This is a genomic window from Planktotalea frisia (genome assembly GCF_001890925.1).
Lineage (GTDB): Bacteria > Pseudomonadota > Alphaproteobacteria > Rhodobacterales > Rhodobacteraceae > Planktotalea > Planktotalea frisia.
Window position 1 is genome coordinate 37,465 of sequence record NZ_MLCB01000021.1, and the last position, 23,015, is coordinate 60,479.

Here is a 23,015-nt window from a genome sequence, read left to right on the forward strand (position 1 = left end):
AAAACGTGCAAGGGGGAATTCAGATGTCGTCAGCGCCAGCCGTGAACTGAAGCCGCGCTAGACGCGCATAAAGGCCGCCCTCCGCAACCAACGCGTCATGCGTCCCTATCGCCACAACGCGCCCCGCTTCGAGCACAACAATGCGATCCGCTTTCTTTACGGTGGCAAGGCGGTGCGCCACGATCAAGGTCGTGCGCCCTTGCGCCAATTCATCCACCGCCAGCTGAACCGCGCGTTCGCTTTCGGCATCAAGCGCGCTTGTCGCTTCGTCGAGCAAAAGCACAGGTGCGTCGCGCAAAATCGCACGTGCAATCGCAATACGTTGCTTTTGACCACCAGAGAGCATCACACCGCGCTCACCAACATAGCTGTCGAATTTATCAGGCAGAGCGTCGATGAAGTCATAGGCCGCCGCTGCTTTCGCCGCCGCTTCCACCTCTGCATCAGTGGCGTCAGGACGTCCAAAGCGGATGTTTTCGCGCGCAGAGGCGGCAAAGATCACAGGGTCTTGCGGCACGAGCGAGATGTGCTTGCGAAATGCTTCGCGTTCCATCTGCATCAGCGGCACCCCATCAAGGCGGATCACACCCGATTGTGGGTCGTAGAAGCGTTGGATCATCTGGATAATCGTGGTTTTGCCCGCACCGGACGGGCCAACGAAAGCAACCGTTTCACCCGCTTTGATATTGAGCGTCACATCATCCAAAGCCGCCGTTTCCGGCCGCGTTGGATAACGGAACGACACGTTTTCGAATGCAATCTCACCACGCACAGGGGTCGCCAATTCAAGTGCGTCAACCGGATCGGTCACTGTATCTTCTGCATCAAGCAGTTCAACCAAACGCTCTGTTGCGCCAGCTGCGCGCTGAAGCTCGCTCCAAATCTCTGAAAGGGCCGCGACTGCGCCTGCCACCATCACCGCATAGATTACGAACTGCACCAATGCGCCCGTGGTCATCAAGTCTGCACGCACATCCCGCGCGCCGATCCACAAAACGCCCACGACGCCAGAGAAGACCAAGAAGATAACAATCATCGTCAGATAAGCACGCACTGTGATGCGGCGGCGTGCAGCATCAAAGCTCTTTTCAGTAAAGTCTGAAAACTGGTGTTGGCTCTGCGTTTCATGCGTGAAGGCTTGCACAGTCTGCACCGAACCAAGCGTCTCAGAAGCGTTCCCGGATGACGCCGCAACCCAGTCTTGGTTCTCGCGGCTAAGCACGCGCAAGCGCCGCCCCATCAGCAGGATCGGCACGATGACAGCGGGCACCAAAAGCAACACAAGACCTGTCAACTTGGCAGATGTGAACAACATCAGGATCAACCCCCCAATGAAGATCAACACATTGCGCAACGCCACTGAGACGGAAGATCCGATGACCGACAGGATCAAAGTTGTATCCGTCGTGATCCGGCTCAAAACCTCACCCGTCATAATTTTTTCGTAAAATTGAGGGCTCATGGAAATCACACGATCAAACACAGCCTTACGAATATCCGCAACAACCCGTTCGCCAAGCCGTGTTACCAGCGCATAGCGCAAAGCAGTGCCTACGGCCAAAAGTGCTGTAATGCCCAGCGCAGAAGCGAAATACTGATCTAGCAAACCACCTGCCGCACTCTCAAAATTATCCACAACGCGGCGCACGGCCAAAGGCAGCAAAAGCGATACCAGCGCCGTCAAAGTGAGCGCCAATCCTGCAAAGACGACCAAGCTCTTATAAGGCGCAAGGAATGGCCACAAACGGCGCAGAGTTGCAAGCTCTTTGGATTTTGCGCGCTCCGCGTCGGTGAGATTAGGGGCCAATTGGCTTGTGTTTGAAGTCGTTTCAGCAGCCATGGGTGTCCTCGATCGCGCAGTTTGGGCGCATTAAATTCACCCGGGTGCTCGGGTCAAGCATGTGAAGCCTGTGTGCGCCTATTTGACGTAGTTTTTTCAAAGGAGTTTGGAGCGGGCGGAGGGAATCGAACCCTCATCTTCAGTTTGGAAAACTGAGGTCTTAACCATTACACAACGCCCGCGACCTTTCGCTGACATAAGACAGCGTTTCGCGAGGGTCAAGTCGCTGGATCATTCAAATGTGAAGGTCTTAAAGCGATAGCCAGCGCGCTTGCGGCCTTCGATACGATTTTGGCAAAGTTTCGCCTCAATCTCGCCATGTCTCAAACTTAAGGATTTCCCAAAGAATGCGCGAAGCCTGCGCAAAAGGAGTAATGCCATGTACAAGTCACTGATGTTTTCGATCGCAGCACTCGGCCTATGCGCTGCGCAAGTCGCAAGCGCGACAGAGTATGATATCCAGATCGAAGAAGGGGCTTTCTACCCAGAGATCACCTATTTGGTCCCCGGCGATTCTGTGAAATTCGTCAATAACAACGGCGGCACTGTGAAAGTCGTGTCAGGCGATTCGACTTGGGACAGCGGCGATCTCGGCATCGGTCAAAGCTATCTTCTGGCCGTATCGCCAGAGACAGCGCTTGGCTTCTCGCTCGCGGCAGATTCTGAAATTTCTGGCCAATTGTCGTTCGATCTCGCACCGCTCAGCTTGGATGATGCCGCATTTGAAGAGAATGGCGAAGGCACTGCACCAGAGTCCTCGAACTAAGTCGTAATTGGCTCGATGAGAGCTGCGCCAACAGCGCGGTTCGAATTGACCGCTCTATCTACGCGATGGAACATAAGCAAGTTTTCTGGCGCGGGCTGCATGAGCAGTGCTGCGCCTTTTCCTTGTTCACCCAGCCAGAGCGGCCAGTCTTGCGCACTTAGGATGACTGGCATGCGGTGGTGTATCGCGCTGATGCTTGTGTTGGCAGCAATTGTTACGATTGCACATGTGCGTAGCGTTTCGCCCTCTTTGCCCCAGTCTTGCCAAATCCCGGCAAATGCCAGTGGCGCTGCATCTTTGGGCTTTATGTACCAAGGATCGCGACCGCCTTCTTCATCTTTGGTCCATTCATAAAATCCACTCGCGGGAATAAGACAGCGTCGCGCGCGACAGGCTGCTTGAAAGGCAGGTTTTTCGGCAATCGTCTCAGCGCGTGCATTGATAAGCAACGGCCCACCTGCTGGTGTGTCATACCAATGCGGTATGAAACCCCATCGCATGGGGGCAAGTCGACGACGCCCGTCTTCGCTGCTCACCGTGTGAATTTGAGTCGTTGGACAGACGTTAAAATTGGGAACATCCGGTAAATCATTCGCAGGCTGCGCCGCAAAAAGCTGCGCCATCGCATCATTGGGTAAGGTCACAGCTAAACGTCCACACATCCCTTTTTCTTACAACATCCGCAAAGACGCGCTAATAGATTTTTATCAAAAAAATCTACTTCCATATTCTTGTTAAAGAATATGGCCCCCCAAACTTATGAAAGCCCAACACCATGACCCTTTGCATCGTCACTTATTCCGCTGACGGCCACACACGCGCTATGGCAGACTCTATAGCAACAGGCGGCAAAGGTCAGGTCCTCGACGTCACGAAACTCAGTGATGCCGAATGGCAAAGCCTGGATCAAGCCAGCGCTATCGTTATGGGAGCGCCCACTTACATGGGTGGATTACCCTCGCCATTCATACAATTCATCGAAACCGCAGCGAGCCGTTGGGACACAGGTCAATGGCGCGACAAGCTCGCAGGCGGTTTCACAACAGCGATGCACCCAGCCGGCGACAAACTCAACGCTTTGATCAGTCTCTTTGTCTTTGCATCTCAAATGGGGATGGTTTGGATCGGCAACTCTGAAACAGGCGCGCCAGTCGTGCCTGAGAACGAAGGCATCAACACAGATGGGTCATGGGTTGGTGTAACCGCGAGTGTGCCAAAAAGTGGCGACAAAATTTTGACCGATGGAGATTTGGAAACAGCGCGGCGCTATGGGCTGCGCATGCGTGAAGCGATCACGCGCTGGGAAAAATAAGGGCGCAGCACCTCAGCACTGCGCCCCAATCTAGCTTATTTCAGAGCAATACGACCGTCCGTGTAGGGCGTATATGGACCTTGCGCTGCCAAGTATTCCGCCAACACATCCGCAACATCGGGACCAAAGTCATAGGCATCCTGCGCATCGCGGAACATCTTGTAGCCGTCACCGCCGCCACGCACGTAGTTGTTGGACACAACCCCGTACATTTTGCCCACATCAAGCGCCATGCCGCCGACCATGACGTCCGATACACGGCTGCCGACCTCTTCAGACGCATCAACTGTAAAGCTCATGCCGGACACTTGAGGGAAGCGACCTTTGACTTCTTCCATCTGGCTCACGCCATTCTCAAGCGCGGCCATCAGCGTTTCGCCAGAGACCTTGAACGTGGAAAGCGTATTCTGGAACGGAAGCACAGTTAGCACTTCGCCCATCGTTACATCGCCCGCATCAATGGAGGCGCGCAAACCACCGGAGTTCGCAATCGCGACCTCGATGCCCTGATCCTTTACACGTGCGAGCATTGCATCCGCTACGAGATTGCCCATCGCACATTCCTGCACACGACAGACTGCGCGGTCCCCTTCAATCGCGGCCCCTGCATTCGCCACCACTTTGTTGCGGATCTCTTCCAACGGCGCGGCCGCTTCCATGATCCGGGCTTTCGTCGCTGCGTCCTCTGCAACGCCACCATCAACGATGATCGGTTCACCTTTGGCTTCGGTAATCTCACCTGCGTCATTGAACGTGACGTTCAATTCACCCAGAAATTTGCCGTAGGCATAGGCCTGAACAATCGCCGTTTCACCGACCATTGTGGGATAGGCTCCTTCAGCACGCTCGTTCGTGTTCGAGAGCAACGTGTTGGAGTGGCCTCCAACAATCACGTCAACGCCTATGGTGCCCGCCGCGACCGCTTGGTCCACTTTATAGCCAGAGTGCGACAGAACGATAATCTTGTTCACACCCATCTCTGTCAGCTTATCAACCTCACCCTGAACCGCATTCACAGGGTCTGTGAACACGATGTTCGGACCCGGGCTGGCCAATTCATCTGTGTCTTGTGGTGTCAGGCCGATTAGGCCCAGCTTCTCGCCGCCACGCTCAATCACAGTGGACTTCGCAAGTTTGCCTGCAAGCAGTTCTTCACCGCTCACATCCGCGTTGGACATCAGGACTGGGAAATCGACGGCATCCATGAACCCGCGCAAAACTTCTGGACCATCGTCAAACTCGTGGTTGCCCACCGTCATCGCGTCGTAGCCGAGCTTGTTCATCATCTCAGCCGCGAGCTTGCCCTTGTAATAGGTGTAAAACAGCGTGCCTTGGAACTGATCGCCCCCATCTACGAGGATCGAGTTGTTCGTACGCGCGCGCGCCTCGGCGACAGCCGTCACAAGACGCGCAGAGCCGCCAAAGCATTTACCCTCTGCGTTGTCTTCTTCGCCGCATCCGCTGTCATATTTGCTGATCGGCTCAAAGCGTGCGTGAAAATCATTGGTGTGCAGAATCGTCAGCGAATAGTCGGCCGATGCGATCCCAGCGGTAAGCGCGAGGCTTGCCGCCCCTGTCAATAAACGCGTGAGCATGGTGAAATCCCTTTTGTGTTGAACCGTCGAGTCGCATCAAAGCGCTTTGCTCGTCTCAAGTCAAAGGCGGACGTTACGCTAAGCTTGAAACCACAGGCCCCCGTGCCCAAATCTTAAGCTATGTTTAGATGGATCCGAATTGGCCTCGCTGTACTCTTACTCAGTGCTACTGCGGCATATGCTGCCTTGCCCGGTCCACACCGGGCCTTAACGCCGTTGCTGTTTGGCCTGCATAAGATTGCCCCAAACACATACAGCGACGCCCCTGACAAAGCGCCTATACATTTGGCGTTGATGAGCGCCGCGCGACTGCAAGCCGCCGAATTTTTCGGCCCTCTCACCACGAACCCACGCCATATATTTTGTACGACAACAGCCTGCGCCGAGCGGTTCGGGTTGCGCACGCGCGGCTTGAACTATGGGTCTCGCTTCAACTTCATCAGCCCACGCGGATTGAATGTTTCGATCATTACCCATGAGCTGGTGCACTCCGAGTTGCACAGAACTATGGGGCTTCGCGACATCTACAATCCGAAGTTCCCTCAGTGGTTTGATGAAGGGCTGGCGAGCTACATTTCGCAAGACACGCGGTTGAGCTTTGTTGCCAAGCCCAATCACATCAAAAATGCGCGCAATTTAAAAGAGTGGAGAAAACTCAACAGTGCCGAAACGTGGCAGCAGAATTATAGCGCCGCGTGGACCTTGGTGAAAGCCGTGGCCGACACAGACGGCATTGGAGTTCTACAGGACTTGGTGCGCCGTGTTGAAAACGGGGAAGATTTCGACGTGCTGTGGCGCGCATTAGAAACGCAACCTTGACCAAGCTGTTCGCTTATCGCATCACGGCTCCCATGAAAATTTACAAAATCTTTCGCGCTGACGAATGGGCGCAGCTTCGCAAAAACAAAGTCACCTCAGGCGCACCGATTGATGTGGCCGACGGATATGTCCATTTCTCGACAGCCGTGCAAGCGCAAGAAACGGCAGACAAGCATTTCTCAGGTGTTGATGGCCTCTTCCTGCTTGGCTGCGACGCCGATGCGATGGGTGATGCCTTGAAGTGGGAAGTCTCACGTGGGGATGCTGATTTTCCGCATCTTTACCGTGAACTGCGCCTCGAAGACGTCGAATGGGCCCAGCCTTTGCCGCTTGTGAACGGCAAACATCAGTTCCCCGCAGGTCTGGAATGAACGACATTCATCTCGACCCGACCCGCGCACAATTCGAAGCGTTTAAAAACCTCAATCGCGACGCACCGATCGAAATGCTCAATCTGGTGCGTTTTCGCGATACAGCTGAGTATCCTAACGATCATACGCTTGCCGACCAAGGTCTGAGCGGTGCAGAGGCCTATGCAAACTACGGTCGAGAGACAGCTGCGATATTAAAGTGCGTCGGCGGTTCGATCCTGTGGCGTGGCGGATTTGAAACCACATTGATTGGCCCAGAGAACGAGCGATGGGATGCAATGTTCATTGCACGCTACCCAACAGCACACGCGTTTCTCGAAATGGTAACCGCGCCAGATTATCAACTGGCCGTCGTGCATCGCCAAGCGGCGGTGCTTACATCCCGTCTCATACGAACCAACGGCTTAGACGACGGAGCAACTTTCGGATGAAGCAAATTCTAGAGCAAGTTGGCCTGAAAGCCCTTCGCAAAATGGACCCCGAGCAGGCACATGGCCTTGCGATCAAAGCGTTGCAAACCGGCCTTGCCCCTGCGCCGGGAACAATCACCAGCGCGCGGCTGAAATGTGAACTTGCGGGTTTGCCGCTCGCCAACCCCATCGGGCTCGCAGCGGGGTTTGATAAAAACGCCCAAGCGTTGAGCGGTCTCAGCAAATCCGGTTTCGGTTTCATAGAAGTCGGTGCCGCAACACCGCGTCCGCAAGAAGGCAATGCAAAACCACGCCTATTCCGCCTGAGCGAAGACAAAGCGGCAATCAATCGATTTGGTTTTAACAATCAAGGGATGGACGCGATCGGTGCACGCCTCGCGCAGCGACCCAAAGATATGGTGCTCGGCCTGAATCTGGGCGCGAACAAAGACAGCGACGACCGCGCAAGCGATTTTGCCAAAGTGCTCAGCCATTGCGGCGCGCATGTGGATTTCGCAACAGTAAACGTCAGCTCGCCCAACACCGAAAAGCTACGCGACTTGCAAGGCTCTGCCGCGCTCACCGCGCTTTTGAACGGCGTAATGGAGGCGCGTGCGCTGCTTGCCAAGCCGATCCCCGTTTTCCTTAAAATAGCGCCTGATCTCAGTGATCCTGAGCTTTCTGAGATTGCCGAGGTTGCGCTTTCTACTGGCGTTCAAGGCATCATCACAACAAACACAACCCTCTCGCGCGAGGGACTGCACAGCCCGCAAAAGGGCGAAATGGGCGGCCTTTCAGGTGCACCCTTGTTTGAACGCTCAACGCACGTTCTGGCGAAAATGTCTGAACTCACAGAGGGCAAACTCCCCCTTATTGGCGTCGGCGGCGTGAGCAACGCAGAGCAAGCTTACGCCAAGATTTGCGCCGGCGCGTCGGCTGTACAGCTCTATACGGCGCTGGTCTATGGCGGCCTTTCTCTTGCGAGCGATATCGTACGTGGCTTGGACAAATTGCTTGAAAAAGATGGGCATGCGCAGGTCAAAGACGCGATTGGCAGCAAGCGCGGCGATTGGCTTTAAGCGGCGGCGCGCTCCAGTGATGGGTAGCGCACGCCGAGCGTGATGCCACGCGCGACGAAGGAAATCAGCAGCGCGACCCACAGACCGTGATTGCCGATCATCGGCATCAAGATAAGCAGCGCGATCACGTATATGACGGCAGACAAAGCCATCATATTGCGCATGTCCGCGCTGCGCGTCGCACCGATGAATATGCCATCCAGCATCCAAGCAGCACATCCCACCAAAGGTGCAGCGATCATATATGGCAGATACGCGCGCGCTTCGATCCGAACATCAGGGGCGGTGGTCATCAAATCAATGATCCAAGGGCCAAAGAATGCAAACGCGCTGGCTGTAAGGATCACACTTATCAAACCCCAAAAGCTCGTCATCAATGCTGCACGCCGCACACGCGCAACGCTGCGAGCGCCCAAGGCTTGGCCCACCAAAGTTTCCGCAGCAATCGCAAAGCCATCCATTGCGTAAGCGGTGATTTCAAGGAACTGCAAAAGCACATGGTTCGCGGCAAGAGTTACATCACCAAAGCGCGCCCCAAGGAAAACGAAACTCATAAAGATGCCTTGCAGCATGACAGAGCGAAGCAGGATATCACGGTTTACGCGGGCAAAGCGCACCATCTGCGCGCGCTCGAACACACGGGGCCAGTCCTTCCATGCGGGCGTGTTTAACGCATCGCGACACAGCCAAAGCCCCAGCAGCAAACCGCTCCATTCTGCGATAAGCGTGGCAATCGCGACACCCTCGACACCCCACTCAAGTCCCAGCACAAACCAAAGATCGAGCACAATGTTGAGCCCGTTCATCCAAAGCTGCACGATCAGAACCGAACGCGTCCGCCCTAGACCAATCATCCACCCCGTCAGCGCATAAATGCCAATTGCCGCAGGTGCGCCGTAGATACGGATGCCCATGTAACTGCGCGCCATCGTCTCGACCTCGGCACTCGCAGGGGCAGTTTGTAAAGCGAGCCACATCAGCGGAAATTGCAACGCCACGATCATAAAGCCAGCGCACAGACCAATGATCATCGCGCGCGACAATAACGCGGCGACTTCGCCCTTGCGCCCTGCCCCATGGGCTTGCGCGGTGAAGCCCGCGGTTCCCATGCGCAAGAACCCGAAGATCCAATAAATTGCCGTCAACGCAATCGCGCCAATCCCGACAGCACCGATGGGCGCCGCGAGCCCCATTTGACCGACAACGCCTGTATCGACTGCGCCTAGAATGGGAACCGTCGCGTTCGAAAGCACAACAGGAAGTGCGACTGTCAGGACACGTCTATGAGTAAGTTGGAGCGTTTCGCTCACTCGCTCTCACGTCTCGGCATCAAAAAATGTGCAGCGCCATGGGCAAAGGGGCGATCATGATTGTCCTGCCACGCTTCGACTTGAACCGAGGCGTAGCGCCGACCGGACCGTGTCACGCGTGCACGTGCATATGCATCACGCGGCAAGCCAGAGCGCATGTAATCAACGGTAAAATCAATCGTCTTGGGCAAACGCGGCAGCGTCCCTGCTTGCAGATCCTCAAGACTGATCGCGCCACTTTCAATGTCTTCCCACAAGAGCGACCAACTGAGTTCAATAATCGCACTCACCTCAAGGAACGCCGCCGTGACGCCGCCGTGAATGGCTGGCAGAAACGGGTTGCCGATAAGTTTTTCATCGAACGGCAAAAGCGCTGTTAGCTCGTCACCGCGCCGATCAAATCGGATTCCTAAGAATTGAATATAGGGCACACCACCGACCAAAGCACTCAAAGCTGCGTCTCGGCGTTTTTTGACGTCTTGGACCGGTTCAGGGTGTTTGCGCGCCATCTTAGCGACCCTCCACAGTGAATGTGCCAGTGGCCATTGCGACGGGATTGTCGTCGTCTTCATCAAGCGCAACGGCACGCACGAACGCGACAGAGCGGGTGATGTGGTGACATTCCGCTTGCGTGCGAATGCTGTGTCCGGGCGTCGCTGGGCGCATATAATCAATGCGTAAATCAATCGTGGCTGTGCCCGCTGGCGCATCCGGATGGCTCATCACCGCGGCCCCACAACAGGTGTCCATTAACGCAGACACCGCGCCGCCATGGATAACCCCCGTCTTGGGGTCCCCCACCAGCTTTGGATCATAAGGCATAGAGATCTCTGCTTTACCGTCTCCAATCTGCGTCAACTCCATCCCAAGCGCGCCCGCGTGCGGAATCGCATTGATGAACTGTTTTGCAAATTGCGCTTTGCGCTCTGACATATCCGGCTCCTCGCGGCTTGGCCCCTTTATGAGCGTCAATCGCACACAGGGGCAAGTCCAGTGGTTGCCCTTCGCGCGCAGCAGGCCTAACGTTAGGGTCAGGAGTGCTAAGAATGTCCGAAGTCAGGCTCAGTTTTAAAGAAATGTGCGCGCGTTTTGATGTGACGCCGCGTACTTTACGCTATTATGAATATATAGAACTGCTCGAGCCTGAACGTGAAGGGCGATCGCGGTTTTATAGTTCGCGCGAATGCGCGCGGATGACGCTGATTCTGCGTGGGCGCAAGTTTGGCATCAAACTTGAAGAAATTCGTCAGTGGCTAAAAATCTATGAAAATGAAGGCACTGACGCCCAGCGCACCGCATTTGTGGAAATGGCCGATCGCCAGTTGGTCGAGCTTGAAGACCAAGCGCTACAACTTGGAGACGCAATCAAAGAACTGCGCTCTCTACGTCAACAAACCTTGAACAAGCTGCAATAGCTGGCCTTCAAAGCGCTTTTATAGTCCTTTAAATACAATTTTTAGGCGATTTTGACGCATTCTTACGGTTGTTCCCCGTTCTTTTCTAACCCATCTAGTGCATTACGCTGGTGTAAGTTACGTAAACCTTTAATTGACGTAACGTACCTACTACGTAAACCTGAGCATTCATTGTAACGATGATTCTAACGCCCAGGTGATCACACATGAACGCCAGGATGAGTGAGAGATTATGCAACCGACTGAGACACAAATGACCATTCGTGAAATGTGCGACACTTTCGATGTGACGCCGCGCACTTTGCGTTTTTATGAGTCAAAAGAATTGCTGTTCCCCAAGCGGGACGGCCAGAAGCGCCTGTTCACCAAACGTGACCGTGCGCGCCTTAAGTTGATCCTGCGCGGCAAGCGCTTTGGGTTCAGCCTTGAGGAAATCCGCCAACTGCTCGACCTGTACCATGTGGGCGATCAGCAGCACACGCAAATGAACCGCACACTCGAAATCGCGCATGACCGTCTGAACGATCTAATCGGTCAACGCGACGAACTCGACAGTGCAATCGATGATTTGCGTGAGCAGATCAAATGGGGCGAGAAAATCGTCAGCTCCATGAACCAAGCACGAAAAGCGGCCGAATAACACGGCCGTTTCTACACCTTGCTGTCAGACCCGTTTGAACAGCGACACCAGATAAGAAATACGAAACCACAGTTTTTGACCTACTAGGGAGTGGCCCATGCCTCGCTATACAGCCCCAACTAAAGATCTTCAGTTCATCATCCACGATGTTTTGAAAGCAACAGAGTCTGGAATCCCGGGCTACGACGAGTTGGAAGCAGACTTCACAGGCGCTGTCCTTGAAGAAGCGGGCAAGATTGCCTCTGATGTGCTTCAGCCACTGAACACAATCGGTGACACCGAAGGGTGTACCTTAGAAAATGGCGTTGTGCGCACGCCAACAGGTTTCAAAGCAGCGTTTGAGCAAGTGAAAGAAGGCGGCTGGCCCGGTCTGGATATGCCAGAGCAGTATGGTGGCCAAAATATGCCAGCCATCATGGGCACAGCCGTGGGCGAATTGTTCTCTGCCTCCAACCAAGCGTTCACGATGTATCAGGGCCTGACCCATGGCGCAGCTTCCGCCATCTTGGCGCATGGAACAGACGCGCAGAAAGACAAATATCTGCCAAACATGGTGTCCTGTGAATGGACAGGCACGATGAACCTGACAGAGCCACACTGCGGCACAGACCTCGGCCTGATGCGCACGAAAGCCGCGCCTCAGGAAGACGGCTCTTACAAGATTACAGGTCAAAAGATCTTCATCTCTTCGGGTGAGCACGACATGGCCGAGAACATCATCCATTTGGTTCTCGCCAAAATCGAGGGTGGCCCAGAGGGCATCAAAGGCGTGTCGCTCTTCATCGTGCCGAAGTTCAACGTGAACGACGATGGCTCCTTGGGTGCGCGCAATGGCGTCGCGGTTGGCTCTATCGAAGAAAAGATGGGCATCCATGGCAACTCCACTTGTGTGATGAACTATGACGAAGCGACGGGCTACCTTTTGGGCGACGAGCACAAAGGCATGCGCGCGATGTTCACAATGATGAACGAAGCGCGTTTGGGTGTTGGCATGCAAGGTCTCGCGCAAGCGGACGCGGCCTATCAAAACGCGGTTGATTACGCGAAGGACCGTCTGCAAGGTCGCGCTGTTACAGGTACCGAAAATCCCGAAGGCCCAGCTGATCCGTTGATCGTACACCCCGATATTCGCCGTTCTTTAATGGATCAGAAAAGCTTTACAGAGGGCGCGCGCGCGTTTCTTTTGTGGGGTGCGACAATGATCGATGACGCGCATCGTTCCGGAAACAAAGACGCCGATGGTCTCGTGTCCCTTTTGACGCCCGTAATTAAGGGCTTCTTGACCGATCAAGGTTACGACATGACTGTTAAAGCCCAGCAAGTCTACGGCGGTCACGGCTACATCGAAGAATGGGGCATGTCCCAATATACGCGCGATGCCCGCATTGCGATGATATATGAAGGCGCGAATGGCGTTCAAGCACTTGATCTCGTAGGCCGTAAATTGGCACAAGACGGCGGCAAGCATGTGATGGCTTTCTTCGATCTGGTAAAGACGTTCTGCAAAGACAACTCAGGTCAGGATGAAGCATATGATGCTGATTTTATTGAACCCCTGAAAGCTGCGTCCAAAGATCTTCAGGCTGCGGGCATGTATTTCATGCAAAACGGTATGAAAAACCCGAACCACGCGCTGGCTGGCTCGAATGATTTCATGCACATGTTTGGTCATGTTTGCCTTGGTCTGATGTGGGCGCGTATGGCCAAAGCGTCGCGCGAAGCTCTTGCGAGTGGCACATCCGACGTAGCGTTCCACGAGACGAAGCTGACGACGGGGCGTTATTATATGGCACGTCAACTGCCTGCGACGGCTTTGCATCTGACACGCATCCAAAGCGGTGCGGATACAGTGATGGCGCTGGACGCGGCTAACTTCTGATAAGGGAGGGTGCGTGAAGAACCACGCACCTTACGAAAAGGACACGCTTTGCCAAAACGGTTTCGCCTCACTCGTCGTTTTCCGGTCTCTATGACAGAGGACGGCTATCGCCGCCTAAAACGGTTTTCGAGCGAAGCAGGACTGGACGACGGAGAAGCGCTGTCTTTTCTATTTGAAAACTTCGACAGCGTCACAGATGCCGAAAACCTGCCGCACCGGTTGCGGTTGTTCAACGCAGACCTAGACGCGCGCAAACGGTAATGGGGAGATTACTATGAGCCATTGGATGACGGACGAGCACAAGATGCTCGCAGAGATGACATCGAACTTCATCAACACCGAATGGGCCCCCAAGTACGGCAAATGGCGCAAACAGGGCCAGATGGACATCGAGACCTGGAAAGAAGCTGGCGATCTTGGCTTGCTCTGCCCTTCTATTCCCGAAGAATACGGCGGTCTCGGCGGCGATTTTGGCCACGAAGCGGTGATCCTCAAAGAGGCATCCCGCGCCAATCTGGCGAGTTGGGGCCACGGCATCCACTCTGGCATCGTTGCGCATTACATTCTGCAATGCGGCACCGAAGAGCAAAAGAAACGCCTATTGCCAAAGATGATCTCCGGCGAATTGGTCGGCGCATTGGCGATGACCGAGCCCTCTGGCGGCTCTGACGTACAAGCGATCAAGACCCGCGCGATCAAAGAGGGCAACTCGTATCGTCTCACGGGTCAAAAGACTTTTATCACCAACGGCCAGCACGCCAACTTGATCGTGGTTGCTGCGAAGACAGACCCTTCCGAAGGCTCTAAAGGCACATCTTTGGTAATCGTCGAAACAGAGGGCGCTGAAGGATTCGCGCGCGGTCGCAATCTCGACAAAATCGGTGCGCATGCGGCGGACACATCTGAACTATTTTTTGACAATGTAGAGATTGCGCCAGAAAACATCCTCGGCGGCGAGGAGAACCAAGGCTTTTATCAGATGATGCAGCAGCTCCCACAAGAGCGCTTGATCATCGGCTGTGGTGCCGTTGGTGCCATGGAAGGCGCCGTCGAACGCACGATTGAGTATTGCAAAGAACGTCAGGCTTTTGGCGGTCCAATTATGCAGTTCCAGAACACGCGATTCAAGTTAGCGGAATGCCAAACCAAAACAGCCGTCGCGCGTGCATTCTTGGATGAATGCATCGCGGAACACCTCAAAGGCGAACTCACTGTCGAAAAAGCTGCAATGGCAAAATACTGGCTAACCGACACGCAAGGCGAAGTTCTTGATGAATGCTTACAGCTTCATGGTGGCTACGGTTTCATGCAGGAATATGCCGTCGCTGAGATGTGGACTGATGCCCGCGTACAGCGGATTTACGGTGGAACCAACGAGATCATGAAAGAGTTGATCGCTCGTAGTTTTAAGTAAGTAATAGCGCGTCTTGATCTCGACCGCCTGGGAGAAGTTTATTTTGAAAGATGAAGCGATGATAGTTCACCCCATCACCCGCCTCGCAGTCTCGCTAGGCGGCACCTGCGCAGGGCGATGGGGCTTCACCTTTCACAAGGCTCAACTCTCCAGTCTGCCATGCCGCACCAAAGCTAACGCGTTAACCTTAATGGGGCGTAAACGACCCCCTTCATCTTTCTAAATAAACTTCACGGGGGTCTGGGGGTGTGAAACCCCCAGTCTGCTCTCTCAAAAAGGATCATACGTATGACATTGAAGCTCTATTGTTTTGGCGAAAGCGGTAACGCTTACAAAGCCGCGCTGACTTTGGAATTATCAGGTCTGGCGTGGGAGGCTGTCTACGTTGATTTCTTTGGTGGCGAAGCACGTTCGGACGCTTTCAAATCCAACGTCAACGCGATGGGCGAGGTTCCAGCGCTCGTTGACACGGATCACGACTACACCATCACGCAGTCCGGCGCGATCCAAGACTACGTCGTTCATCTCAGCCAAAAGCTTACAGGATCTACTCCTGAAGAACGCCGCGAAGTCTTGCGTTGGGTGCTCTGGGACAATCACAAGCTAAGCTCGGTCGCAGGCCCAACCCGATTCTTGATGAATTTCCTGCCAGAAGACAAACGCCCCAAAGAAGTCATCGCCTTTCACCAAGGACGTCTCAAAGCAGCTTACGCTGTGCTCAATGACCACCTTGCGGACAAAAACTGGATCGTCGGCAACGCAATCACGGTCGCGGACATCTCATGCTGCGGCTACTTGTTTTACCCAGAACCCTTCGGTTTCGACCGCGCGGACTGGCCCCATATCGATGCTTGGCTCACACGGATCGAGCAGACACCAGGCTGGAAACACCCATATGATTTAATGCCCGGCAGCCCTGCTGACCGCGCTTAGAAACATGTGGGGTTGGCTGCAAAAGCTCTTTTTCGGCGGTCGTTTTGGGCGAAAGCATCAGATCACAAAACGCCTCACCATTTGGGACGTCGAGGAAACCCAGAACGTAGCCTTAAGAATTAAAAGTGGCGGCAATAATGCCTTCATCAAATTAGACCGAACAGAACTCAGACAGCTGCGTGACGCCGCTGACGCAATACTTGCTCAAAACAGGAGCCTATAAATGACCGAAGCTTATATCTATGACGCGTTGCGCACACCGCGCGGCAAGGGCCGCAAAGACGGCGCTTTGCATGAAGTCACATCGCTGCGCCTTTCTGCGCAAACGTTAAACGCAGTTAAAGAGCGCAACAATCTGATCGGCCACGCCGTCGAAGATGTGATCTGGGGCAACGTCACGCAAGTGATGGAGCAAGGCGGCTGTCTTGCGCGTTCTGCCGTGCTCGCCTCCGATCTCGATGAACGCATCCCGGGTCTCGCGATCAACCGTTTTTGCGCGTCCGGCATGGAAGCCGTTAACCTCGCCGCGAACCAAGTCAAAGGCGGCGCAGGCGACGGCTATATCGCAGGCGGCGTAGAGATGATGGGCCGTGTTGCAATGGGCAGCGACGGTGCTGCAATTGCAGTCGATCCAAGCATCGCGATGGATCAGTACTTTGTACCGCAAGGTATCTCTGCCGACATTATCGCAACAGAATATGGTTTCACACGCGACGAAGCAGACGCGCTCGCGGTTGAATCCCAGCGCCGCGCCAAGGTTGCTTGGGACGAAGGCCGTTTTAGCAAGGCTGTGATCGGCATCAACGATCAAAACGGCATTCCGATTCTTGAGCATGACGAATACATGCGTCCACAGACGGACATGCAAAGCCTTGGCTCGCTCAATCCTGCGTTCCAAGCGATGGGCGAAGTCATGCCCGGTTTCGACAAGATCGCGCTGATGAAATACCCACATCTTGAGCGGATCAATCACATCCACCACGCAGGTAACTCGTCCGGTATCGTAGACGGTGCAGCAGCTGTTTTGATCGGTAACAAAGAGTTCGGCATTCGTCATGGCCTTAAGCCACGCGCAAAAATCCGTGCGACGGCGAAGATTGGCACAGACCCGACGATCATGCTCACAGGCCCTGTTCCTGTGACCGAGAAGATCCTCGCGGACAACGGCATGAGCATCTCTGATATCGATCTTTTTGAGGTGAACGAAGCCTTCGCCTCTGTCGTTATGCGATTTATGCAGGCGTTCAATGTGGATCACGACAAGGTCAACGTGAACGGCGGTTCTATCGCGATGGGTCACCCATTGGGTGCGACGGGCGCGATCATCATCGGCACGCTTTTGGACGAGCTAGAGCGCACAGGCAAAGGCGTTGGCCTTGCCACGCTTTGCATCGCGTCCGGCATGGGCGCTGCCACGATCATCGAGCGAGTGTAACACAAGCAGATGGATCAAAACCGCCCCATAGGAGATGCACATCCTTTTGTAGCGATCAAAGCTCTTGCAGTTGCGAGCGGTTTTGATGTGCTCGAAATAGTGAACATCTATGAAGGCGAGTTGATCCGGCTCTACACATCCAGCCACGATATCGTGTTTCGGCTTGAGGGTGATCCCGGCTCTGCCATGGATCGTCAACGCTTTGACTACCACAAACATGTGACCCTCAAAGCCGCGGACCCTGCCGAAATGCTAGACCAAATCAAAAGCGAAATTGCCTCGACCGCTTCGCAGAAAAAGAAACCCTTTGCCGCCAAGAGCGCGCCAATGAGCAGCCCTTCGCGTATCAGGAGAGATACATGACCGATTTTACTATGATCAAAGATGCCGATGGCATCGCCACAATCACATGGGATGCCATTGGCAAGACCATGAACGTGATGAACCAACAGGGTTTCATCGACCTCGAGGCGCATATCGACGACGCGCTAGGTGATGAGACCGTCAAGGGTATTATCCTCACGTCCGGCAAGCCTGACAGCTTTGCGGGCGGAATGGACTTGAACGTGCTTGCAGACATGAAAGCCGCCGCTGGCGAGGATGCTGCAAAAGGTCTGTTCGAGGGCATCATGCAAATCCACACGCTGATGCGCAAAATCGAGCGCGCGGGCATGGACCCCAAGACCAACAAAGGCGGCAAGCCGATTGCTTCTGTGCTTCCAGGCACGGCTGTTGGCATTGGCCTTGAGCTGCCACTTTGTACGCACCGCAGCTTTTGCGCGGACAATCCAAAGGCCAAAATCGGCCTGCCAGAAATCATGGTCGGTATCTTCCCCGGCGCTGGTGGCACCACGCGTTTCGTGCGCAAAATGGGCGCGATGGCGGCGTCACCGTTCCTGCTAGAGGGCAAATTGTTGAACCCTGCCAAGGCGAAAGCTGCTGGTATGATCGACGAAGTCAGCGCTGATCCAATGGCTGACGCACGTGCTTGGGTGCTCTCTGCCAAAGACGCAGACTTGCTGAAACCTTGGGACGCGAAGGGCTACAAGATGCCCGGCGGCGCGCCCTATCATCCGGCTGGCTTCATGACATTTGTCGGTGCCTCTGCAATGGTAAACGGCAAGACCCAAGGCGCGTTTCCCGCTGCGAAAGCATTGCTCAGCGCGGTCTATGAAGGCGCGCTTGTCCCTTTCGACACAGCGTTAAAGATAGAAGCACGTTGGTTCACCAATATCCTGATGAACCCCTCTTCCTCTGCGATGATCCGCTCTTTGTTCATCAACAAAGAAGCGCTTGAAAAGGGCGCTGTGCGTCCTGCGGATGTGCCTGACCAACGTGTTAAAAAGATTGGCGTTTTAGGTGCGGGCATGATGGGTGCAGGCATCGCGCTAGTCTCTGCACAAGCAGGCATGGAAGTCGTACTGATCGACCAGAGCCAAGAAGCAGCCGACAAGGGCAAAGCCTATTCTGAAAGCTTCATGGACAAAGGCATCGCGCGCAAGAAAGCGACGCCTGAGAAGAAAGACGCACTTTTGAATCTGATCACTGCGACCACTGATCTGAACGCTCTTGAGGGTGCGGACCTAATCATCGAAGCAGTGTTCGAGGACCCGAAGGTCAAGGCAGAAATCACTGCCAAGGTCGAAGCGGTGATCCCAGAGGATTGCATCTTTGCCTCCAACACCTCGACGCTCCCGATCAGTGACCTCGCGAAAGCGTCCAAGCGTCCAGAGCAGTTCATCGGCATTCACTTCTTCTCACCCGTTGAGAAAATGCTGCTGGTGGAAATCATCAAAGGCGCTGAAACAGGGGATCGCGCGGTGGCCAAAGCGCTCGACTATGTGCGCCAGATCCGCAAGACGCCAATCGTTGTGAACGACGCGCGTTTCTTCTACGCAAACCGCTGTATCATTCCCTACATTAACGAGGGCGTGCGCATGGTTGGCGAAGGTGTAGAACCCGCGCTGGTCGACAACGCCGCGCGTCAGCTTGGTTTCCCTGTTGGTCCTTTGCAGTTGAACGATGAGACATCGATTGACCTAGGTGTGAAGATCGCGAAAGCCACGAAAGAAGCGTTGGGCAATGCCTATGACGCGGGGGCTGCGGATGACGTTCTGTTCTATCTCTTCGATCAGGGCCGCATGGGTCGCAAGGCGAACGCGGGCTATTACGAGTATGACGACAAAGGCAAGCGCGTCGGCATCTGGCCGGGTCTGCGCGACAAGTTCCCCGTGTCTGACGAGCAACCTAGCCTGATCGATGTGCAGCACCGTTTGATGTTCTCGCAGTGTTTGGAAGCTGTGCGCGCGCTGGAAGAAGGCGTGCTCATGGACATTCGCGAAGGCGATGTTGGCGCGATCTTGGGTTGGGGCTTTGCGCCTTGGTCCGGTGGTCCGCTGAGCTGGCTCGACATGCTCGGGTCTGCTTATGCGGCGGAGCGTTGTGATCAGCTCGAAGCGCAGTTCGGTCAGCGTTTCAAATGCCCTGATTTGCTACGCGAAATGGCAGCAAAAAACCAAAGTTTCTATGGACGGTTTGGCAACGAAAAAGCCGCAGTGGCCTGATTGACTTCAAATCCAGTACAATAGGGCGCATTTCGGTGCGCCCTATTTGCTTTTCATAGGTAGTTTGTCTGGGCAGCACCAGTCTTGGCACAGGCTGATTTTGTCAGTTTGCTCTGAATTTTGGCAGCATTCAGTTATTAAATTCAGAGATCTGCATATTTGCAGTTTCAGGTCTGCATTTTAGAAACTTGCAGCATTAGCCCCATCAACCCACGTTAGAAATGTTCAGAAGACTCAGACGCGGAACCGTTCAGATGGGTATAGCAATTCTCCTATTATTACCGTTGCTTCTGTTGATGTTCGACTCTTCGGGTTCCGACGATATTGCATTTGAAACCGAAAACAGTGAAACCCTTCAGGCTGATGACGCTGATGCAACAATCAGACCCATCGAACCCGATGAGCCTAATGAAATCGTACGGACCGGCCTAATCGTCCCGAATGATTTGTTCGGTGCAAATGCGGTCTATTCGGTGCACACTGATGATGGCATACCGACCGACACTTTCAATAGTGCAATGGATGCTTTTGAAATCGACGGTGTCCGCTTTCCAGCAGGTCAAGCAGAGATGGACCCTGGGGATGTGGACGGTTTGGATACGCTTGATATCACCCAGTTGACAACAGAGGGTGATCTACGCCCTGAACTGAAGGCTTTCATGGATCGCATTGATGCCGATGTCATTCTGACGATCCCGACCACAACTCCCCTGTCCAGCTATGGTGACGATCTAGACACCTGGGCGGAATTGGTCATGCAAGAATATGGCGACAAAATTTCGGCCTTTGAGATTGGAAATGAATACTGGGCCTTCATGGGCGAGACCGAATATGGCCAGCGTGCCAACATCGCAGTGCAAGCGCTCGCTAGCGGTATGGACGCCGCAGGTGTCGAAGAGGCCGATATCATCGTTCAAATGGCATCGACCTATAATGAGTCCGAATACACCTCTTCACGCAGCAGCGCTGGTTTCATTGATCGTCTAACAGCGGCCAATAACACAATCATTGATCAGTTCAGCACTTCGACACTTGCGGAGATTGACGGGGTTGTCGAGCATTACTACTGGAACAAATCCCCGATCCCTTTCGAGAATAATTCTGGCGAAATCAGGTACATGGATGTGGACTTCGACGTCTGGCAAAGCCGCTTCAGCCAGGACTTGGATTTTCACATTACCGAATGGAACCTGAAAATGGGCAACTGTACTTGCAATGGGTTGCGCAGTATGGCGATCCATGTGGAAATGGTGGAAAACATGATCGAGCTGGGGGTCGACAGTGCCCAAGTCTGGCCGATTGTCCACAATACTACAAACGATCTGGGTGGACCTGACGATGATGGCGTCGTTGAAACCGACGCACAGGGCCGAGTGGTTGAAACGGTGCGCGGTGCGATTTTCGATCTTATGTCCGAAGCTCTGCCCGGTACGGAGCTTATCAAGCTCGATATTGAAAGCGTCGAGAACGGCATGGAGATTGCAGCCTACGAGCGCGATGGCGAGTTTGTGTTCTACTTTGGCAGCAACACGACCGCCCAAGAGAATTTTACGGTGGACCTCAGAGAAATCATCCCCGGCTTCAGCTCGGCGGAGGGAGTCCAAATTGGGTATGACCGTGCGACGTCAGACGGCCAAATCTGGGATCCCAGCGAGGGGCGCGTTGACGCGCTATCGGTGCAGATTGATGGCGAGACGTATTATTTGAACGAACATGACACGCGCGCTCAGTTGACCGATTTCGTCTATCGGTCTCCGGTCATCAATGTGTCCCTGAACCCTTATGAAGTGATTCAGATTACCGCGCGCTGAGCGTACCCTAGAGCCAGCGATCACTCAGAATGACAAAGGGCTCGCAATCTGCGGGCCCTTTTCACGTTTTGGGAACTGAAGTTAAGCGCTTATTGCTGCTGGTGCGCTGCGTTGAGATCTTCAAGAAGCTCGAACGTCTCTTCTGTGTTCAGCACTTTGTACTGAAGCGCTGGGTCCACTTCGACGAACAGATCGCCCGCTTTGGGGATGTGAAAGTGTAGGCCGGATTGTCCGTAAACAACCTCGTCATCTTCGAACTCAAGAACAACCGCTTCAATAGGCAGGCTCTGTTCAACAATGTCCGCAAACCCATAGGCTTCCATAGAACGTGGCATCAGAACTGCAAAAGGGTCACCGCGGTAATCAACCGCTGCGTCGCTCTCAACCATGATGCCTTGCTCGGGCAGAACATCAACGTCTTGCGTGTTATCAAGAACGTTTGCGCCGATGCGTACCGAACGCAAAGCTTTAGGGCATTCACCGCGACCGTCCCAAAGAAGAACGCGTCGGACACCGACAACCGAACGAAAACCATGATCAAAGGTTAACACCATATCGCCGCAGCAGATTGCTTCGATAGGGCGCCAGCCAAAAGATGTGGCAATAGATGTGCCAACAAGGATTCCAGTTGCTTCAACTGAAGGCATAAGGTGCGGCGCACTTTGTGACGCCTGTGTATTCCAATCTAACATTTTTCAATTCCCAAAAGATGCGTCGTTCCAGGGGCAGCAGAACGACTTAGCAGCACCTAGACTTAGACACCTCAGCCAAGGCCGCCAAAGGGCTGAAAAACGGAGAAAACAAGGCACTGTTTCTATTTTAAGAACAAAGCCGGTTCGAATGCGGGGAATGATTACAATAAATTCCCCATAAGTGGTCAAAATCGATATTCGAACCGCAAAACATCAATTTCGCAAATCGTGCCAACAAACTCAGCAAGTGAATCGTTATAGTAGATTCGGTAATCTCGCGCGCGCTTTGAAACATTTGCAAAAGGCACGTTTAGGGCGAAACCAAGGTGGCTCTGGAGCGGCTGGATATCTTCTTCAAGATGCTCGATACGGATGTATTTTGCACAGTGTTCCACACCTGCCGCATCGCGCATATACGCCTCTGCTGGCCATGCGCGAAACGCTTTGACGGTATTGTCGTCACGTATAAACGGCTCAAATTCTAGGTGTTTAGCAAGCGTTACGGCTGGATGGCGAAAATCTTGCGCGCGCAACCAATGATAATAACTCACCGCCCGGTCCCACGGATTACGTACTAAAGTCACACAAAACATCGCTGCCAGTTCATCCGTACTTACGATGCCATCTATATCCGCTAAGGTTGAGTGCTTCCAAAGTCGACCTTGAGGTGTCAACTGAAGTGGTCCGGCAAAACTGGACAGCGTGCTAAGATGTATCCAACCTTGAAGAC

24 protein-coding genes and 1 tRNA gene are annotated in these 23,015 nt (G+C 54.0%); 16 read left to right on the plus strand and 9 right to left on the minus strand.

Annotated elements, in window-relative coordinates:
* Nucleotides 1-19: 19 nt before the first annotated feature.
* Together PFRI_RS01430 and PFRI_RS01435 are read right to left on the minus strand one after the other, a co-directional pair.
* Complete coding sequence (locus PFRI_RS01430) at nt 20-1,840, minus strand: ABC transporter transmembrane domain-containing protein (protein ID WP_072628984.1); 1,821 nt, start codon at nt 1,838-1,840, stop codon at nt 20-22.
* A 107-nt stretch (nt 1,841-1,947) separates the two neighbouring features.
* A tRNA-Gly gene (locus PFRI_RS01435) sits at nt 1,948-2,022 on the minus strand.
* 197 nt (nt 2,023-2,219) lie between these two features.
* On the opposite strand from PFRI_RS01435, the gene PFRI_RS01440 reads away from it, so the two are divergent.
* A complete protein-coding gene (locus PFRI_RS01440; protein WP_072628985.1) occupies nt 2,220-2,606 on the plus strand; it encodes a cupredoxin domain-containing protein in 387 nt (128 codons plus the stop codon).
* Here the strand turns inward: PFRI_RS01440 and PFRI_RS01445 are convergent.
* Nucleotides 2,603-3,268, minus strand: coding sequence for an SOS response-associated peptidase (locus tag PFRI_RS01445; protein ID WP_072628986.1), 666 nt, complete (start codon nt 3,266-3,268; stop codon nt 2,603-2,605). The two genes, PFRI_RS01440 and PFRI_RS01445, sit on opposite strands and share 4 nt — an antisense overlap.
* A gap of 113 nt (nt 3,269-3,381) precedes the next feature.
* Between PFRI_RS01445 and PFRI_RS01450 the strand changes: the two genes are divergently transcribed.
* Nucleotides 3,382-3,918, plus strand: a complete 537-nt coding sequence (locus tag PFRI_RS01450) for a flavodoxin family protein (protein WP_072628987.1) — start codon at nt 3,382-3,384, stop codon at nt 3,916-3,918.
* Nucleotides 3,919-3,953: 35 nt separating this feature from the next.
* Here the strand turns inward: PFRI_RS01450 and PFRI_RS01455 are convergent, their stop codons facing one another.
* Nucleotides 3,954-5,513, minus strand: a complete 1,560-nt coding sequence (locus PFRI_RS01455; RefSeq protein WP_072628988.1) for a bifunctional metallophosphatase/5'-nucleotidase — start codon at nt 5,511-5,513, stop codon at nt 3,954-3,956.
* 120 nt (nt 5,514-5,633) lie between these two features.
* On the opposite strand from PFRI_RS01455, the gene PFRI_RS01460 reads away from it, so the two are divergent.
* Genes PFRI_RS01460 through PFRI_RS01475 form a run of 4 tightly spaced genes read left to right on the plus strand, consistent with a single transcriptional unit; the run spans nt 5,634 to nt 8,192 of the window.
* Nucleotides 5,634-6,332 (plus strand): gluzincin family metallopeptidase, encoded by a 699-nt coding sequence (locus PFRI_RS01460; RefSeq protein WP_139292066.1) that lies wholly within the window; start codon nt 5,634-5,636, stop codon nt 6,330-6,332.
* A gap of 32 nt (nt 6,333-6,364) precedes the next feature.
* Complete coding sequence (locus PFRI_RS01465) at nt 6,365-6,703, plus strand: DUF952 domain-containing protein (RefSeq protein ID WP_072629008.1); 339 nt, start codon at nt 6,365-6,367, stop codon at nt 6,701-6,703.
* Nucleotides 6,700-7,134 carry a DUF1330 domain-containing protein gene (locus PFRI_RS01470; RefSeq protein ID WP_072628990.1) on the plus strand — a complete coding sequence of 145 codons (435 nt, stop codon included), beginning with the start codon at nt 6,700-6,702 and terminating at the stop codon, nt 7,132-7,134. The genes PFRI_RS01465 and PFRI_RS01470 overlap by 4 nt, the downstream gene beginning before the upstream one ends.
* Nucleotides 7,131-8,192, plus strand: a complete 1,062-nt coding sequence (locus PFRI_RS01475; RefSeq protein ID WP_072628991.1) for a quinone-dependent dihydroorotate dehydrogenase — start codon at nt 7,131-7,133, stop codon at nt 8,190-8,192. The genes PFRI_RS01470 and PFRI_RS01475 overlap by 4 nt, the downstream gene beginning before the upstream one ends.
* Here the strand turns inward: PFRI_RS01475 and PFRI_RS01480 are convergent.
* The 3 genes from PFRI_RS01480 to PFRI_RS01490 are packed head-to-tail and all read right to left on the minus strand — an operon-like array spanning nt 8,189 to nt 10,435.
* The gene (locus PFRI_RS01480) at nt 8,189-9,502 is read right to left on the minus strand and encodes an MATE family efflux transporter (protein ID WP_072628992.1); all 1,314 of its coding nucleotides are present in this window, start codon (nt 9,500-9,502) and stop codon (nt 8,189-8,191) included. The two genes, PFRI_RS01475 and PFRI_RS01480, sit on opposite strands and share 4 nt — an antisense overlap.
* Complete coding sequence (locus PFRI_RS01485; protein WP_072628993.1) at nt 9,499-10,011, minus strand: PaaI family thioesterase; 513 nt, start codon at nt 10,009-10,011, stop codon at nt 9,499-9,501. The genes PFRI_RS01480 and PFRI_RS01485 overlap by 4 nt, the downstream gene beginning before the upstream one ends.
* 1 nt (nt 10,012) lies before the next feature.
* Nucleotides 10,013-10,435 carry a PaaI family thioesterase gene (locus PFRI_RS01490; protein WP_072628994.1) on the minus strand — a complete coding sequence of 141 codons (423 nt, stop codon included), beginning with the start codon at nt 10,433-10,435 and terminating at the stop codon, nt 10,013-10,015.
* A gap of 113 nt (nt 10,436-10,548) precedes the next feature.
* On the opposite strand from PFRI_RS01490, the gene PFRI_RS01495 reads away from it, so the two are divergent.
* The 10 genes from PFRI_RS01495 to PFRI_RS01545 all read left to right on the plus strand — a co-directional run bounded on the left by PFRI_RS01495 (nt 10,549) and on the right by PFRI_RS01545 (nt 21,593).
* Nucleotides 10,549-10,917 (plus strand): MerR family transcriptional regulator, encoded by a 369-nt coding sequence (locus tag PFRI_RS01495; RefSeq protein ID WP_072628995.1) that lies wholly within the window; start codon nt 10,549-10,551, stop codon nt 10,915-10,917.
* A gap of 253 nt (nt 10,918-11,170) precedes the next feature.
* The gene (locus PFRI_RS01500) at nt 11,171-11,557 is read left to right on the plus strand and encodes a MerR family transcriptional regulator (protein WP_072629009.1); all 387 of its coding nucleotides are present in this window, start codon (nt 11,171-11,173) and stop codon (nt 11,555-11,557) included.
* Nucleotides 11,558-11,654: 97 nt separating this feature from the next.
* A complete protein-coding gene (locus PFRI_RS01505) occupies nt 11,655-13,436 on the plus strand; it encodes an acyl-CoA dehydrogenase C-terminal domain-containing protein (protein WP_072628996.1) in 1,782 nt (593 codons plus the stop codon).
* Between the two features lie 48 nt (nt 13,437-13,484).
* Nucleotides 13,485-13,697 carry a hypothetical protein gene (locus tag PFRI_RS01510; protein WP_072628997.1) on the plus strand — a complete coding sequence of 71 codons (213 nt, stop codon included), beginning with the start codon at nt 13,485-13,487 and terminating at the stop codon, nt 13,695-13,697.
* Between the two features lie 13 nt (nt 13,698-13,710).
* Entirely contained in the window at nt 13,711-14,850 is a 1,140-nt protein-coding gene (locus tag PFRI_RS01515) for an acyl-CoA dehydrogenase family protein (protein ID WP_072628998.1), read from the plus strand.
* Nucleotides 14,851-15,138: 288 nt separating this feature from the next.
* Nucleotides 15,139-15,783 carry a glutathione S-transferase family protein gene (locus PFRI_RS01520; RefSeq protein WP_072628999.1) on the plus strand — a complete coding sequence of 215 codons (645 nt, stop codon included), beginning with the start codon at nt 15,139-15,141 and terminating at the stop codon, nt 15,781-15,783.
* A gap of 223 nt (nt 15,784-16,006) precedes the next feature.
* The gene (locus PFRI_RS01530; protein WP_072629001.1) at nt 16,007-17,218 is read left to right on the plus strand and encodes an acetyl-CoA C-acetyltransferase; all 1,212 of its coding nucleotides are present in this window, start codon (nt 16,007-16,009) and stop codon (nt 17,216-17,218) included.
* Between the two features lie 9 nt (nt 17,219-17,227).
* Complete coding sequence (locus PFRI_RS01535; protein WP_072629002.1) at nt 17,228-17,581, plus strand: hypothetical protein; 354 nt, start codon at nt 17,228-17,230, stop codon at nt 17,579-17,581.
* The gene (locus PFRI_RS01540; RefSeq protein WP_072629003.1) at nt 17,578-19,782 is read left to right on the plus strand and encodes a 3-hydroxyacyl-CoA dehydrogenase NAD-binding domain-containing protein; all 2,205 of its coding nucleotides are present in this window, start codon (nt 17,578-17,580) and stop codon (nt 19,780-19,782) included. The genes PFRI_RS01535 and PFRI_RS01540 overlap by 4 nt, the downstream gene beginning before the upstream one ends.
* 254 nt (nt 19,783-20,036) lie before the next feature.
* The gene (locus PFRI_RS01545; RefSeq protein ID WP_072629004.1) at nt 20,037-21,593 is read left to right on the plus strand and encodes a hypothetical protein; all 1,557 of its coding nucleotides are present in this window, start codon (nt 20,037-20,039) and stop codon (nt 21,591-21,593) included.
* A gap of 89 nt (nt 21,594-21,682) precedes the next feature.
* Here the strand turns inward: PFRI_RS01545 and PFRI_RS01550 are convergent, their stop codons facing one another.
* Nucleotides 21,683-22,285 carry a Hint domain-containing protein gene (locus PFRI_RS01550; RefSeq protein ID WP_072629005.1) on the minus strand — a complete coding sequence of 201 codons (603 nt, stop codon included), beginning with the start codon at nt 22,283-22,285 and terminating at the stop codon, nt 21,683-21,685.
* A 185-nt stretch (nt 22,286-22,470) separates the two neighbouring features.
* Nucleotides 22,471-23,015 (minus strand): Type II secretory pathway, pullulanase PulA (locus tag PFRI_RS01555; protein ID WP_175549219.1); only part of this gene is annotated, 545 nt, incomplete at its 5' end.